Annotated in this window: 11 protein-coding genes; all 11 read left to right on the forward strand. The window is 24.5% G+C overall.

Annotation, left to right across the window (positions count from 1 at the left end; all coding sequences use genetic code 4):
• Positions 1 to 50: 50 nt before the first annotated feature.
• The 11 genes from AB668_RS03175 (at position 51) to AB668_RS03225 (ending at position 17,713) form a co-directional block, all read left to right on the forward strand.
• The gene (locus tag AB668_RS03175) at positions 51 to 1,586 is read left to right on the forward strand and encodes a YitT family ABC transporter (RefSeq protein ID WP_050517588.1); all 1,536 of its coding nucleotides are present in this window, start codon (positions 51 to 53) and stop codon (positions 1,584 to 1,586) included.
• Positions 1,587 to 1,688: 102 nt separating this feature from the next.
• Complete coding sequence (locus tag AB668_RS03180) at positions 1,689 to 5,780, forward strand: protein translocase SecDF, variant type (protein WP_050517589.1); 4,092 nt, start codon at positions 1,689 to 1,691, stop codon at positions 5,778 to 5,780.
• A 15-nt stretch (positions 5,781 to 5,795) separates the two neighbouring features.
• Positions 5,796 to 6,308, forward strand: a complete 513-nt coding sequence (locus tag AB668_RS03185; RefSeq protein ID WP_050517590.1) for an adenine phosphoribosyltransferase — start codon at positions 5,796 to 5,798, stop codon at positions 6,306 to 6,308.
• Positions 6,309 to 6,367: 59 nt separating this feature from the next.
• The gene (locus AB668_RS03190) at positions 6,368 to 8,629 is read left to right on the forward strand and encodes a RelA/SpoT family protein (RefSeq protein WP_050517591.1); all 2,262 of its coding nucleotides are present in this window, start codon (positions 6,368 to 6,370) and stop codon (positions 8,627 to 8,629) included.
• 110 nt (positions 8,630 to 8,739) lie between these two features.
• Positions 8,740 to 9,714, forward strand: a complete 975-nt coding sequence (locus AB668_RS03195) for a Pr6Pr family membrane protein (RefSeq protein WP_050517592.1) — start codon at positions 8,740 to 8,742, stop codon at positions 9,712 to 9,714.
• Between the two features lie 108 nt (positions 9,715 to 9,822).
• Positions 9,823 to 10,128, forward strand: coding sequence for a single-stranded DNA-binding protein (locus AB668_RS03200; protein ID WP_004427016.1), 306 nt, complete (start codon positions 9,823 to 9,825; stop codon positions 10,126 to 10,128).
• Positions 10,129 to 10,131: 3 nt separating this feature from the next.
• Positions 10,132 to 10,905 carry a DNA-processing protein DprA gene (locus tag AB668_RS03205; protein ID WP_050517593.1) on the forward strand — a complete coding sequence of 258 codons (774 nt, stop codon included), beginning with the start codon at positions 10,132 to 10,134 and terminating at the stop codon, positions 10,903 to 10,905.
• A gap of 119 nt (positions 10,906 to 11,024) precedes the next feature.
• Entirely contained in the window at positions 11,025 to 12,896 is a 1,872-nt protein-coding gene (locus tag AB668_RS03210) for an ABC transporter ATP-binding protein (RefSeq protein ID WP_050517594.1), read from the forward strand.
• 15 nt (positions 12,897 to 12,911) lie between these two features.
• Positions 12,912 to 14,756: an ABC transporter ATP-binding protein gene (locus AB668_RS03215; protein ID WP_050517596.1), complete on the forward strand. Its 1,845-nt coding sequence runs from the start codon at positions 12,912 to 12,914 to the stop codon at positions 14,754 to 14,756.
• A complete protein-coding gene (gene trmFO, locus AB668_RS03220) occupies positions 14,756 to 16,093 on the forward strand; it encodes a methylenetetrahydrofolate--tRNA-(uracil(54)-C(5))-methyltransferase (FADH(2)-oxidizing) TrmFO (RefSeq protein ID WP_050517597.1) in 1,338 nt (445 codons plus the stop codon). The genes AB668_RS03215 and trmFO overlap by 1 nt, the downstream gene beginning before the upstream one ends.
• A 9-nt stretch (positions 16,094 to 16,102) precedes the next feature.
• Positions 16,103 to 17,713 carry a hypothetical protein gene (locus AB668_RS03225; RefSeq protein ID WP_050517598.1) on the forward strand — a complete coding sequence of 537 codons (1,611 nt, stop codon included), beginning with the start codon at positions 16,103 to 16,105 and terminating at the stop codon, positions 17,711 to 17,713.
• The last annotated feature ends 39 nt before the right edge of the window (positions 17,714 to 17,752 follow it).

The following is a 17,752-nucleotide window of genomic DNA, read 5'->3' on the forward strand; positions in this document are numbered from 1 at the left end:
ATTGAAAACTAAATTTACAATGCATATACATTATTGAAAAAGGGGAGCGTATGCAAAGAATAATTTATTCAGAAACTAAAGAAAAATTTAATATGAGTGCTGATGAAATTAATCAATTAAAACAAACTGAAATATATGAAAAAATCTATAAAAAGAATTTTGAAAAAGAAAAAAGATCTATAAAAAATAGAACATATTTTAAAAGAAATTTTTGAAAAGATATTTTAGTTATTACACTTGCAAGTCTTTTGACTACTATTTCAATAGATTATTTTATTTCTGCAACTGGTGATGCTGGATTATTTCCTGGTGGTTTATCTAGTTTTGCTCGTTTTTTTGCTATTACTACAGCTAATTTAATTAAAGGTGATCAAGCAAGCAATGTTTTGAATTCATCGAGTTTATTTTTCGTTTATTTATTTTTAATCAATTTCCCTTTATTTATTTTTGGATTTATAAAAGTAGGATTGAAATTTACTTTAACTTCTATTTTATATATTTTATTAAGTTTATTTTGAGATCAGATTTTAAATATTATTCCAGTTGTCAATCCAAGAGAGTTTCATGTAATTTCTAACTATAAATTAATTTCTTCAATTCCAGGAGAATGAACTTCAACTATTTGAATGTTTGTATTTTCAATTTTTGGTGGAGCTTTTTTAGGTGTTAGTTATTCATTAACTTATATTGTTGGTTCTTCAACTGCTGGAACTGATTTTATTAGTTATTATGTTTCTAAAAAATATAACAAACAAATCGGAACAATTAATATGAAAATCAATTTCATTATTTTAGCCCTTGTTATTGTTTTAAACACAATTAACTTATCAGTTGAATTAATTGATCCAGATATGAAATTATCTACAATAAGAGTGCTACGTGACGAAAAATTTAAAGCTTTGTATCAAAAAGCTTTTGACAGTGGTCTATTTAGTAAAAATCCAGGGAGTGTTTTATTTTTACCTGATAATTGAAGAATAGAAAATAATATGAGTATAACAAAAGAAGAAATTGCCAGAATAATTGCATCTAATGCTAAATTTACAGGTTATGATGATTCAATGATTTGAACAATTAAATTTAAATTTATTTTTGGACCATCATTATTTGCTTCAGGTATTGTTATGGTTATTCAAGGGATAGTTATTGATAAAATATATCCAAAAAATAAAATTATTACAATTTTAATAAACACTTCAAAACCTGAACAAGTAAAAGATTGTTTATTTGAATTAGGATATAGAAATGATATTAATATTATTGAAAATAAAACTGTTAGAAAAAATTTTGCTTTAGTAAAACAAAGTGTTGTTATGATTTCAATTAGCTTAGTTGATTGAAAAATCTTAGAACACGAACTTGTTCAAACCGATCCTAATATGAATATTTCATTTATTAAAACTATGAAAGTAAAGGGACAGTTCAATTATTCTTTAGATAATGAGAAATTTGAAATGACTTTATGTCAAAAAGTTATCGAAAATAAAAAAATAGTTAAAAAAATTGAACACGATTCAATTATTATGACAAAAGATAAGATGATAAAAGATTCAAAAAGAAAAAATATAAAAAATTTCAATGCTTAAAATATTTCCTTAAATGCTATAATAAGTATGTGTTTTTCTTTAATTTTTATAAAAAAAACAATTTTTATTAATAAATAATAATGTAATAGAGAGGTGAAAGATGTGAAAAAAAGAGTATTTAATATAAAACAATTATTACGTCTATCATCTATATTTTTACTATTAGCATCTTTAGTTAGTGGTATTGGAGTTTCAACGTATAAGGTTGTTCAAAATATTAGTCCAGGTTCAAAATTCTCAAAAGGTTTTGAAGCTTTAGTGGGTGTTTTTGATAAAACTAAAAAAGATGATAATGATAAAGGATTACCTAATGGAAATTCAAAAGAAGCAGCTCAAGCAATAGAAAGTAAATTATCACCTTTTTCAAATACTTCAGTTGAAATTGAACAAAGTGGTAAATCACGTGTTTTAGTAAAATCACCAAAAGCTAACTATAATAATAGTCAAGCACTTTTTAAAGAATCTATAGAACAAGCTGGTGGATTGTTTATTTTAGATAGTGATTACAAAGATCTTCTTTTTAATGAAAAATTGATGGATCAAGCTGGTGTAGATGGAATTTTTAATAAAGATAATTTTAATAAACCTATTAAAAATAAATTATCAATTGATGAATTTTTAGGTAAAGCAGCAGATGAATCATTACAACCTGGTAATACTCAAACAAGAAATGCTCCATTTGTTACTTTTAAGATCGAAAAAGAGTACTTAAAAAAACTACTAGGTGCATCAGGTGATAATAAAGATAAAAAACCAGTAGACACTCCAATGACAATGATAACTTCAATGGGTAGTGTGTTATCTAGATTAAGAAGTTATTATGTTCATATTGATCAATCAGAATCAAATGTAAATAAAAATAAATTTTTAAATGTTTATTTAAATGAAATAATTAAACAAGTAAGACAACGAATTTCATCAAAAGGTGCAGAAGATACACAAACAGCGAACGCATTAATAGATTTATTTGCTATTAATTACAAAATTAAAAATAGTACCGGTCAATGAGTTAATGCTAAAGCCAGTTTAGTAGGAAAAGACATCAAGAAATGATGAAAAAACGATTCTGAAGGTGGAATTGATGATCTTGTAGATTTAAAACATGTTTTATATGGACAAAACGATTTAAAAAATGTAACTAATATTGCACAAGATTACGAATTTGAATTCATAAACTCAACAAATAAATATTTATATGATTCAAACTCTAAAGCAAACGATTTCGATAAAGATGATAATGATGTAGTAGGAAAATACTTTAATCAAATTCAAGCTACATCTGGTATACGTTCATTAAGCGGTGCTTCTACTATTGGTCCATACTACAAAGTTACTAGTGAAATTATATCTGTAATGATGAAAGAAGTTTTATTCAGACAGACAACTATTGCAGATAAAAACACCGTTGTTAATAAAAACTTAAAACAAAGTCTTTTCAGAGATCAAGTTTTATTAAATAACGGAAAAATTAATGCTCAATTACAAAGAATTAGTTCTAATGAAGCAACACTTGTTACTAACAAGGAAAATGAAACTAAACTTTACATTCCTGTTGCTAACTATACAATGTCAAAACAAATCGTTTCTGATATTGTTCAAACTTCTTTAGGATATGAATTTAAAGTTCTATCAATAGAAGAAAATGAAGAAGAAATAACACCATTGATGTTATATGTAACTATAGTGTTCTTAGCAATTCTATCGTTAGCTGTAATGATATTTATGGTATTTGCATATAGATTATTAGGATTATTTGCAATTATAATCGCAGCAATATCAGGCTCTTTAACATTGTTATTACCTATAGTATTCTCAATATCAGTTGGTCCAGAAATATTAACTTTATTATTTATTAGTGTTGGTCTTGTTTTAGATACTTGCATTATTTACTTTGAAGCATTCAAGAAAAATATTCATGCTGAAAAACGTTCTCCTGAATCATCATTTAAGATTAGTAATAAAGATACTTTAACAATTTTATTAGATGCATCATTTATTATATTAATTCCTAACATTTTATTATTTATTCTAGGAAGTGGTGCTTTAAAAAGTATAGCTACAATTGGAGTTATTAGTATATTAATTGTAATTGTATTTGCAATTGTTACTTTACGTATATTAACTTGATTATCAATAAAAGCTAAATTATTTACTAATTATCCTTGATTATTACCTTTCAACACACAAAGAAACTATGAGTCAAGTTTATTAAATGATATTAGAGTAAGTTACTACAATTCTAAGATTGAAAACTTAAATTCAAAAGAAAAACTTACTGCTAAAGATTTAGCTAAATTAAAACAAGCAAAAGATAAGTACAACTTCTATAAAGATCTTGAACAAAAAAATATTTTACAAAGAAAAGATAAAAAACTTAAAAAAGATGCAGTTCAAATCTCTACTATTAATCAAAAAATTGCAAAAATTATTAAAAGAACTAAAAATAATAAATTCTTTAGTTTCTTTGCAAAATCAAGAATCAAAGACTTAGAAATTAAAAGAGATCTAATTTTAGCTGAATTAAATACTCAATCAACTAAAGAAGAATTATCAACTCTAAAAAATAGATCAAACCAAAGAAAAATATTTAATGTAAATAAAATCTTTTCTATATTCTTTATGATCTTTATGATTTTAGGAATAAGTTTAGGATTCTCAGTTGGTCCAAACTATAATGTAAGTTTTGGAAACAGTGTTTCAATTACAATGTATGGAAACCAAATTGATAACATTTATAATGGATTTGATTCTATTTTCATACAATATCAAAGTACTGAATCTAGCAACGGTGATATTAACCGTGCAAATAGAATCAGACAAATGGGTAAAGAGTTATTAGATTACAAAATACAAGAAGATAATTTCATTAGTAGAACTGAATTTAATAATAGAAGTTATGATGAATTATCAAATTCAGAAAAATATAAATGATCTGCATTTGTAACTTCTGGAGTATTCAAAAAAATCTTTGATGATAGACACTTTGATTTATGAAACTCAAGAAGTAGTGATCCATCAAATGTATACAAATTAAAACTTCAAATTGAATATGGTTCAAACTTTGTTGATATTCTGTCAAAAACAAATGAAGCTAATGAGTTACCATGAGTTTCATTTAGAATTACCAACTTAAAAGAAAAAACTTTAGTTAATGTTTTTGAAAGATTTTTATATAACTTTAAATCATTCAGTGGTAATCCTGATGCTACTACACCAAGATATGATCACTCTAGAAACTCATCTGATGAAGGAATTATTAACTTAATCAATACACCTTACACTTCATTTGGTCAAATTAAACAAATGGCAATCGTGTTTGGAATTGCTTTAATAGCTTTATCAGTTTATATGATAATTAGATTTAAATGAACTTATTTTGTTGCTTTGGCATTATCAGTTGCTTTAACTGTATTATTAGTAGTTTCATTAGTAGTTGTTTTAAGAGTTCCTGTTGGAATTGAAATATTAGGTGCTGTATTAGCAATTCTAAGTTTTGCTGTTATTACTTCAGTATTAATACTTGGAAAAGGTAAATCAATTATGAGAGCTAAGAGCTTAAAAGCATTTAGTGAAGTATTTGATAAAGAAGTTAATGTTTCTGCAGAAATCAGGGCTATAAAACATAAAATAAGAGAAAATTTATTAAAAGTTCGTAAAGAGTTTAAAACTTTATTAAAACAAAAAGTAAATGATAAAATTCAAGAACTAGGATTTAAAAATAAAGTTCAAAAATTATGATTGGTTATGATTTGAAAATATAAATTTATATTTAGTAAAAAAGAAAATCAATCATATAAGGAATACAAATTAAAACGAAAAGAAATAAAATCAGTTGTAAAACAAAATAAACAACGTACTGATAAACAATTAGATTCATTAATAAGCAACAATTCATTCTTAAAAGAAGTGTTTGTAAATGTCTTTACATTTGGATTAAACAGAACTTTATTAGTAACAGTTATTTATATAACTTATGCATTAATTATTTCTTTATGTATGCCTTCAATTATTGGTATGGGTGTAACAATTATTATTGGTATTTTAACTTCAACTTTAGTTTCACTAGTAATTGCACTACCTTTATGAATTTTATTAGAAAGAAAACGTATAATATACATTTTAGGATACAAACATTTTGTTCAAAATTATAGAGTTTCTCAAGAAGAACAAATTATTGTAGGAATTAATGACTAGAAGCAGGTATAATTTATGGATTTAAAAAAATATATTTTAGATGTAAAAGATTTCCCAAAACCAGGAATAGTATTTAAAGATATCACACCTTTATTAAATGATGCTGATGCATTTAAAAATGTAATTGATCAAATGGCTCAATTTGTAAAAGAATCTGGTGCTAATGTAGTTGTTGCTCCAGAAGCTAGAGGATTCTTATTCGCTTCAGCTGTAGCTTATGCATCAAATACTAGATTTGTATTAGTAAGAAAACCTAACAAGTTACCAAGAGAAGTTTATGATGTTGAATATGCTTTAGAATATGGTGTTGATCATCAACAAATGCATAAAGGTGATTTAAAACCTGGTGATAAAGTAGTTATTATAGATGATGTTCTAGCTACTGGTGGAACAATGCATGCGATTATTGAATTGGTTAAATTAAACGGTGCTCAGGTTGAAGGAATTTCATTCTTAATTGACTTATCTTTCTTACATGATGAAAAATTATTCTCTGAGTATAAATTACAAAAACTAATAAAATACTAAAAAGTTAGGGGAATTTGCCCCTAATTTTTTATAATAAGTATATATAAGGATGTGATAATATGTCTCAAACAGCAAAACAATCAGCTACAGCATTTAATTATAAAGAGATTAAAAGTTTTGATGAACTATTAAATGAAGTTAAAAAATATATAAAAGATCAAAAAGAATTAGATTTAATAAAAGAAGCTTATGATTTTAGTTATCAGTCTCATATAGAACAAAAACGTAAAAATGGTGATCCATATATTTATCATCCTCTTTCTGCTGCTTATTATTTATCTCAATGAAAAATGGGTCCATCAACTATTATTGCTGGATTATTACATGATGTTTTAGAAGACACACCAGTTGAAAAAGAAACAATAGTTGAAAAGTTTGGTCAAGAAGTTGCTAATTTAGTTGAATCAGTCACTAAAGTTAGTTTCTTTGCAAAAGAACAACGTCAACAATTGAAATCAGAATATTTAAGAAAACTTTATCTATCAATGGCAAAAGATATAAGAGTTATTATTATTAAAATTGCTGATAGACTTCACAATATATTAACAATATCTAATTTAAGACCAGAAAAACAAAAAGAAATAGCTAAAGAGACATTAGAAATTTATTCAGCTATTGCTCACAGACTTGGGATGAAAAATGCTAAATCTTTACTAGAAGATAGATCGTTTGAAATTTTAAATCCAACTGAATTTAAAAATATCAAAAAATTATTTGATAATGATATTTTAGAAAGACAGAAAACCATAAATAAAATCATTAGTGATTTAGATGAATATTTAAGAAAAGAAAAAAATATTAAAATAATTAGCATTTTTGGAAGACCTAAAACTTTCTATTCAATTTATAGAAAAATGAATATCTTTGGAAAAAACTTTGAGCAAATTACAGATCTACTAGCAATTAGAATTATTACTAAATCTATTGATGACTGTTATAAAATTTTAGGTTTCATTCACCAAAAATATGTTCCTCTTGCAGGTAAATTTAAAGATTATATAGCAACTCCAAAAAACAATGTTTATCAATCATTACATACAACACTATCTGATTCTAAAGGTCATATTTTTGAAGTTCAAATTAGAACTCAAGAAATGGATGAAATAGCTGAAACTGGAGCAGCCGCTCATTGAAGATATAAAGAAGGAGAAATTGTTGATGTAGTTAAGCGTCAAAAAGATATCGATCAAAAACTAGATATCTTTAGTAGAATTTTAGATTTTGATAATGACGGTATTGAACAACAAGTCCAAGAGGATGTGTTTACTTCTTCAATTTATGTGTTAACTCCAAATGGAGCTGTTATCACTTTACCTTTTGGATCAACTGTTTTAGATTTTGCTTATAGAATTCATACTGAAATTGGAGAAAAAACAATTGGAGCTAGAATTGATGGAGTATTTAGTCCTATCAATACCATTCTAAAATCAGGACAAGTTGTTGAGATTAAAACATCACCAAAGCAAGAGCCTACTTATGAATGATTAAAAATTGCAGCAACTTCTACTGCTAAAAATAGAATTAAAAAATTCTTAAATAATAAATTAAACGAAGAAAGTAAAGATAAAAAAGAACAACAACTTCAACTTATTAAAAAAGCAGAATTAAATATTAATGCTTATATTAATCAAAAAGATTGAAGATGAAAGAAAAATAGTGTTGAAGAATCAACCCAAATTGTAAAAGAAATGGGTTATGCTAATTTAAATGAGTTTTTATTAGATGTTGTTAAAGGTGAATACACTACCATTCAAGCTGCTGAAAAAGTATATTTAAAACAAGATTATTCTAAAGATGATGAAGTATTTAATAGTATTAAATCTAAAGTTATTTATGATAAAAATATTAAAAATGATATTTTAGTTGATGGTATTACAAATATGAAAACAACTATTGCTAGTTGCTGTATGCCTATACCTTATGAAGAAGTGGTTGGTTTTGTAACTAAAACTAATGGAATTAAAGTTCATTTAAAAGAATGTTACAGTTTAGATTGATCAAGTATTAAATCAAGATTAGTATCAGTTCAGTGAAATGAAGCTATTGTTGAGCAAAGTACATATACAACAAAACTAAGATATTTTGCAGTCGAAAGATCGGGATTAATTTATGATATAAGTAAAATTCTATCTGGGTTAAAAACTTCTATTATAAATGCAAAAATTATTACTGATGAAAAAACATTATCAGCTCAAGGAGAAATAACTGTAAAAGTTAAAGATCACAACCATCTAAATCAAATGATTTTAGCTTTAAAATCAATTCCAGGAATTAGAGAAGTAGAAAGATCTATTTCTAATAAAAAGATACAAAAACATTAATTTATCATTTTTGAGTATATATTCCAGATTAATTTATCATTTTTGAGTATATAATTATTAAAACTATAAAAAATTAAATTAAAATTTCTAAATATTAAAAGGGGGTTATCATGAAAATAAAAATTAAAAATTCAATATTAGAAAATAAAAGTAAATATAAGACGTTAAAATTTTGATACTTTTTATTGTTTGGAACATTTTTACTTACAACAATACTTTTAGCTTTTATAATTTCAGTAATTAATTATTCATTAATTAATCAACAAATTAATGATTTTATTTCAAAAAATGGTCATATGACTTCTGAACAATTAAAAGATTTAATTTTTCAACAATTTAGTAATGCAAAAAAACTTTTAAACTGAAGTTCAATATATTTAGATGATAAGGGACTAATTAATAGAATTTCATTTAATATCTCTGAATTTGCAATGTATTTCTTCTCATTTTTTACAACAATAAGTAATATCTTAGTTGCTGTTTGATTTATATTAACTGCAGTTACAATAGATAAACAAAACAAAAAACTAAAATTCTTATCACCTGATAGTACTTTTACAATAACATTACTTATAACAGTTACATTTATAATTTATAATTTCATTCTATTTCCAGTAAGTATTGCAACAAACAAGTTCAAATTAAACAACTGAGAATTAATGCAAAATACAATTGTTCATATAATCAGTCCTTTAATAACGATCTCAGCATACTTATTTTTTATTGATCACGATCAAAAATACTTTTCAGATAAAAAGAATTTATACAGAGTGTGATCAATATCGGTTATTGTCTTAGTATTATATGGTGTGATTGCAATTATAAGAGGAGCTATTGCTATTTTTGGTGGAGCAAGCGCTGATGATTCTGCATCATTTCCTTACTTTTTTGTTCAAGTGTTCAATTCTAATGTGTTAGGTGTACATGGAATATTTATATTCTTTGCAACAACTTTTATTATTTGTATGATTACAATTTGTTCTTCAATTATTTATTGAAAAATTATTAATAAAAGATTTGAACGAAATTTTAATTTAGATTCAAAAGAAGCACAATTTGAAGAATTAGCTACCCAAGTTAATTAATATTTAACATTCTCTATTTTAAAAATAGAGTTTTTTTTATTTTAAGGTAAATTTTTTAAATTTTATCCTAATACTATAATGAACCATATAAAAGAAAGGAAAGAAATTATGAATTTAGTAAATATTATTGGTCAGTTAGAAGGAGACGCTACTATTGCATACACTTCAAAAGATGGAGATAAAAAACTATATAAGTTTGTTGTAAAAGTACCTAAACCTTATAAAGTAAAAGAAGGAGATGGTGTTGATTATATTAATGTTAAAGCATGATCTAACACTGTTGATGATGAATTTTTATTACACGATCAAGCAGTAATCGGAATTGAGGGAAGAATTCAATCATTTACTTCTAATAACGATTTAACTAATGTGAGAAATGAAATTTTTGCTAATAGAATTTTATATTTAAACTAGTTGATGCGTAATATATTATTATTTTTTACTTTAAAATATCAATACAATTGAGAAAAAGTTTTCAATGCTTTAAAAAATAAAGAACAAATTTCACCAGATACATTAGAAAATATTTCCGATAAATTAGAAACTGATTTTATATCACTTGTAGATCATAACTATCCTAAACATTTAAAAGATATTATAAGACCTCCTTTTGTGCTGTTTTACAAAGGAAATATAAATTTAACAAAGTCTAAAAGTAAAATCTTTTCATTAGTTTTAGATTCAACAGTTGATGCTTATGGTAAGAAAAATGTATTTAAATTAATAGATGATTTGATTACAAATAACAAAATAATCTTATTTAGATATAACAACGATTTTTCTATAGAAGTTATTAAATATATCATTGATCAAAAAGGCTCATTTATTTTACTTACTGATTTATCTATAAATAATTTAAAAACAAATAATACTGAAATATTTAAATTAATTAATGACTATAATAACTCAGTAATACTTTCTGATAATCAAATAAATAACAAAATAAGTGATATTTATACAAAAAATGATTCTATTTCAAGAACATTAGTCGGCTTAGCAAATGCTGTTATAATTTGTCAAAATAAAGAGATTATTTCTATTCAGTCAGTTTTAGATTTATGCACAGAAGATGATAATAAATTCTATGTGTTTCCAGAAAGAGTTAATAGTAAATTTAAAGCAAACAATTTAGCTATTAAACAAAACGGAGTACTAGTTGAAAACTTAGATGATATTTTAAATGAACTTTAAATTTTAACTTTATGATACTAAAAAGTGTCTTAATGTTTTTAAATCTCTTAATGCACATAGCTTAAGAGATTTTTTTATACTTAAAATGTTAAAATTAACTTATGGACAAGGAGGTTTTTATGAAAGTGTATAAAAACAAAGATAAAGAAAATGTTTTATCAGATAAAGAAATTTCAGATCAAAGACGTTCACTAAATAAAGGTAATAAAAACTTTATAGCTATTCTAATAAAATATATGAAAATTTATAAAAAATGAACAGCTATTTTAGTGATTACTTCAATTTTATCTGCTGGATTTTCTTCTTTTAATCCATTTTTATTACAACAATTTCAATACTCAATTATGCACAAAAGAAATAATGCTTTTACTCCTTCTGATTGATGAGGTTTAAGTTGACAAATTGTTTTAGTTATTTGAATAATAATTTTAATATTAAGCGGAGTTTTTACTTATGTTTCGAACTTTTTTGGAGCTGAATTAGGTAAAAAAATAGAGATCGATTTAAGACATGAAGTATCAAAAAAATTGATTTCTGCTGATATGTCTTATTATTTTGATAAAAAAACAGGAGAAATATTAACTAAAGTTGTAACTGATACACAACTAATCGGTATGCAAGCTGCGATTTTTCCAAATATCTTATTAGTAGCTTTCTTTTCTTTAATTTTTACAATAATTGCTTTATTTGCAACAACAACTTTATATGTAGGTCTTGTTTTAATTGGGCTTTATTTAAGTTTAGGATTAATGTTTGTTTTTTCATTTATTCCAATGAGAAAATTAATATTTAATTTAAGAAAAATTATTTCTGATATTAATGGTGATGTAACAGATAGAATTAATACTATTAAATTAATTAAAGCTAGTGGTACTGAAGAATATGAAAAACAAAGATTTGTAGATGTTCATAAAAAGTATTATCAAAAATATAAGCAAATAAGTTATTCTCAAGCTTCAATGATGTCAGTGTTATTTTTTGGAATTAATACTATTCAAGTTGCAATGATTGTGATTGCTTCATTTATTTATAAAAATGATTTAAATCAATTAAAACTATTAATTGGTCCTATGATCATGTGTGCTGGTATGATGATAGGTCCTGTTATGATGTTTTTAAGAGCAATTGGTGGGTTGTTACAAGCTAGTTCATCAGCAAGACGTATTGATGGTATAACAAGTATTCGAAATGAAATTAATAATCATTCATTAGATAAACAAGGTATTGTAATCGATGAAATAAAAGGAAATATTATTTTTAAAGATGTTAATTTCGCTTATCCTACTAAACCAAATAATGTAATTTTACCTAACTTTAATTTAGTATTAGAACAAGGTAAAAGTTATGCATTTGTTGGTCAAACAGGAGCAGGAAAATCTACTATTTCAAAATTATTATTAAGATTTTATGATCCTAGTTCAGGTGAAATTTTTATTAATGACAATATAAATATTAAAGATTTATACTTACCTAGTTATTTAGATAATGTTGGATATGTAGAACAAGAGCCAGCATTATTATTAGGAACTATTTTAGATAATATTAAATATGTAAAACCTAATGCAACTGATGATGAAGTTATTGAAGCATGTAAAAAAGCTGAGTTACATGATTTGATTATGAGCTGACCTGATGAGTATGAAACTATTATTGGTGAAAGAGGATTTATATTAAGTGGTGGTCAAAAACAAAGATTAGTTATAGCTAGAATGTTTTTAAAAGATCCAAAAATATTAATCTTAGACGAAGCAACAAGTGCATTAGATAATGTTGTTGAAAAAGAAATTCAATCTAAATTAGAAGAATTAATGAAAAATAGAACAAGTATAACTATTGCTCATAGACTTTCAACAATTAAAAATGTTGATCAAATTATTATTTTAGAACCTAAAAAAGGTATTGTTCAAACAGGGACATTTAAAGAATTAATAAAACAAGAAGGTCAATTTAAAAAACTATATGATGCAGGATTTGCAAAATATGATGTGTAGAAAGGAGAAATAAACATGAAAAAACAATTAAAAAATATCAAAAAGAAAATTTATTTTGATAATGAAAGAAAATTTACAATTAAAAAACTTGGAATGTTTTTTAAAATGAATGTTGAATTTGCTAAAAAAAGTCCATTGATTTTTTGAAGTTGTGTTTTAATTACTGCTTTAAATGCTTTTTCATCAGGTGTTCTTCCTTTATTTTCAGCAAAAATGCTTGAAGCCTTACTTAAATCAGAAAATGTTAGTTTATTTAACTCTATTTCTTTAAGTTCAACTCAATGATTGTATGTATTAGCTGTTAACTTGGCAATTATTTTAGTAGTTGAATATTTTACTAACTTTACTATTGTATTGTATTCAGCAAAAATAGAAGTTATGCAACGTGTTAGAATTTTAAAAGCATTGACCGATCAAGATGTAGATTTCTATTTTGATCATGTTTCTGGAGATATTTTAACAAGATTAGTTGGAGACACTCAGAAAGTATCATTAGGTGTACAACAATTTATGACTAATTTAATATATTCTCTAGTAGCTTCAACAACTGCAATTACAATTCTATTTATTGAACAACAGCATTTAGTTGCTACAATTTCATTAATTTATTTATTAGTAGTTAATGTTTTAGGTGTTGGATTTTTCATTGATATGAGAAGAAAAATGATTCTTTCATTTGATGCCAAAAGAGAAAATGACTCAGACATGACTGATCGAGTAAATAATATTTCTTTAATAAAATCTTCTGGTACTGAAGAATATGAAATTAATAGATTAGATGAAAAAGATAAAAATTATGAAGAAAAATTAACAAAAGTTAATTATTCAAACGCAACTTTAAGTACATGATTAGGATTTAGTATTAGATTATTAATGCCTCTTGTATTTATAATTTTAGGTATTAAGTTTTTAAATAGTTCAATTCAAAATCACGATCTAGAAGTTTCTGTTTCTTTAGCATTCCCATTACTTTCATCATTAATTGGAGCAGTTTCAATGTTAATTCCAAGCTTAAAAACGGCAACAGCTGCAGCTAATGCCGCTGATAGAATAAGTGAACTAACTGATCCAAAACCAAGTATATCTCCAAATAAAAAAAGTTATAAAATATCAAAAATTGATAGTATAACTTTTGAAGATATAGCATTTTCATATCCTAAAAAACCTAAACAAATAGTTTTACCAAAAATGAGTTTAAAATTTGAAAAGGGTAAAAGTTATGCATTTGTTGGTCAAACAGGAGCAGGAAAATCCACAATTGCAAAATTACTTTTAAGATTTTATTCACCTAGTCAAGGTAAAATTTTAATTAATGAAAAATATGATTTAGATAAAATAAATTTACCAGCATATCTAGATAAAGTTGGTTATGTTGAACAAGATCCTCAAATTCTATTTGGAACATTTTTTGATAATATTAAATATTCTAAATTTGATGCAACTGATGATGAAGTTATTGAAGCATGTAAAAAAGCAGAACTTCATGATTTTATTATGAGTTTACCTGATCAATATAACACTGTTTTAGGACAAAGAGGATTTATACTAAGTGGTGGTCAAAAACAAAGACTAGTTATAGCTAGAGTATTTTTAAAAAACCCTGATCTTATTATTTTAGATGAAGCAACAAGTGCATTAGATAATGTTGTTGAAAAAGAAATTCAATCAAAACTAGATGAGTTGATAAAAGGAAGAATGTGTATTACAATTGCTCATAGACTAACAACAATTAAAAACGTTGATCAAATTTATGTACTAGGTCCTAATGGTAGTGGAATAGTTCAACAAGGAACATTTGATCAACTTAAAAAACAAGCTGGTCATTTTAGAAATTTATATGAAGCGGGATTGATGGAATAATGAATAAAATTATAAATATTATTGGAGCTGGATTATCAGGTTGCGAAGCTACTTATCAATTATTAAAAAGAGGATATAAAGTAAATCTTTATGAAGTTAAAAAAGTAAAGAAAAATTCAGTACAAGTTTTAGATGATTTTGCTGAACTAGTATGCTCTAACTCACTAAGAAGTGATGATTTAAATAATGCTGTTGGAACTTTAAAACAAGAAATGAGAATGTTAGATTCTTTAATTATAAAATCAGCAGAGCTTGCAAGAGTTCCAGCTGGTGGTAGTTTAGCAGTAGATAGAGAAAAATTTTCATCATTTATTACTAATACTTTAAAACAAAATAAAAACGTTACTATTTATGACAAAGAAGTAACCGATTTAAAAGAATTTAAAGATCAAATAGTTTTAATTTGTTCAGGACCTTTAACAACAGAGGGTTTACAAAATCAAATTAATGAACTTGTAGGAAAAGATGACTTTTACTTTTTTGATGCAGTTGCACCTATTGTTACAAAAGATTCTATTGATATGAATATTGCATTTAGACAAAATAGATACGACAAAGGTGATAGTCAAGATTATATAAACTGTCCGATGACTAAAGAAGAGTATGAAAAATTCTACAATGAATTAATTAATGCTGAAATTGCTATAGGACACTTAGAAGAAGAAAGTAAATTAAAATATTTTGAAGGTTGTATGCCAGTTGAGGGTATGGCAAAAAGAGGAGAACAAACTTTATTATTTGGTCCTTTAAAACCACAAGGATTAACTAGACCAGATGGAGTTAAACCTTATGCTGTTGTTCAACTTCGTCAAGATGATGCTAAAGATAGTTTATATAATATAGTAGGTTTTCAAACTAATTTAAAATGACTTGAACAAAAAAGAGTATTTTCAATGATACCAGGACTAGAAAACGCTACATTTATAAGATATGGTGTTATGCATAAAAACAACTTTATTAATTCTCCCAAAGTCTTAAATGAATTTTTACAATTAAAATCTAATCCTAATATCTTTTTTGCAGGACAAATCACTGGTGTTGAGGGTTATGTTGAATCTTGTGTAAGTGGTTTAATTGCTGGTATTAATATCTCTAGATTATTAGAAAATAAAGAACTAATTATTCCAGATGATACAACTGTAACAGGAGCATTATTACATTATATTCATAATACTTCACCAATTAACTTCCAACCAATGAAAGCCAACTGAGGTATCTTAAAAGATTTAGAAGTTTCTAATATGACTAAAAAACAAATCAAAGAAAATAAAAAGAAATTATATTCAGATAGAGCTTTAGAAAATATGCAAATATATATTAAAAAAATCGAAGAATAGGTGATCTTTATGGCTGTTAAAAGTTATTCAATATATTGAACATACTTTAATGAAGAAAATAAACTATTACAAAACAATAATTTTAAAAACCCTAATATGTCTATGAAAGAAAAAATTGATGAAATTTTTGAAATCACATATTTTGGTTTATTTAACTATCAAAATTTAAAATCTAAAACTTTAAATGATATTGAATTATCAGAAATAAGTGAAATATCTAAATATATAACTGAAAATTACTTATTATTTTTTAAATACATTAATTCTGAAACAAAGAAAAAAAGTTTATATAAAGAAGAATTATCAACTCAAGATAAAGAAGAGATTTTTTACATTATTTCAAACATAGCACTACCTTACATTAAAAACAACTCATTTATAAATTCTAATGTTTTAAATAACAACAATTACTCTTTATCATTAGTTTTAATAGAACTTGCTAAAAAATATAAATTTATTTATAACTTAATAGATAGTAATGAAAAAATTGTTTATTTTGGTGCAGCTTATCCTTTATTTGTAACAATGATAATTATTGATATTACAAATGAAAGTGAAATGTTTAATAATATTAAAAGTTTTTATACTAAAGAACGAATATCAAAAACATTTAACAAAGGAAGACCTTTATCACCAGAAGAATACAATTACTACAAATCTGATATTGAAAACTTAAAATTTGATGAAGAGTTTAATGCATTTTTAATTAACTTTAAACAATCTAATTGAACAACATTCTCATTAGATAAAAAATATAAATTATTATTTCAATTATCAAAATTTACAGCGTTATTTTTAAAAGAAAAAATTAAATCATTATGTAGTTTAGATGATGGAAAAGATCTATTTTACAGTTTATATAATTACATGTACTTATTTTTAAAAAAAGATTCAGCTAATGTTTCAGATGAACAAACTTCAAATCAAACATTTATTGAAACTTTAGAAGAAGATGAACCTGATCAATTTCTATCGCCTGTAAATTTTAAAGATTATAATCCATTTAAGATTGGTGAACACATTTCTAAATTAAAAGATTATTCTAAGTTTGTGTGTGATACTGATAGAATAGTTGATTTTTTAAGTCAAGCTTTATATGCTATTAATTATTTAAAAATGATAGAAATGCTAAAAAAAGATAGTTATGAAATTGGTGAATTTTTAATTGAAAGAAAAAAAATCTCACTAGTTAAAACTTTAAATTTATATCAAAAAAACCAAGATGAATTATATGAAAAAACAGATCTATTAAATAGTATTGATAATATTGATTTAAATGGTAAAGTTTTTAAAGAAATGACTAAAAAAGATTATTCACTTAATGATTTAAGTAATAAAAAATCTCAATTAGTTACTATGTTAAAAATAATTTCACTAATGTTAGTGCTTGCTCCTAAAACTGCGAAAAGATTTAACTATTCATGAGAGATGCTATTGAAGTATTATATTATTACGTTTGGTCCATATAAAAAACAGGTCGCTGTTTATAATAAAAAAGATATTGATAGTATAAGAATTCAAGTTAGCAAGCTATTAAATGCTTATAATAGAAATAAAAATAATGAAAATTTCATAGACACACTGTTCATTTTAAATAAATTAGAAAATTTTAAAAATTAATTTAAAAATATATTTGACTTCATATATGAATGTGGTATA

The organism is Mycoplasma sp. HU2014 (genome assembly GCF_001199495.1).
Taxonomy (GTDB): Bacteria; Bacillota_I; Bacilli_A; order Mycoplasmatales; family Mycoplasmataceae; genus Mycoplasma.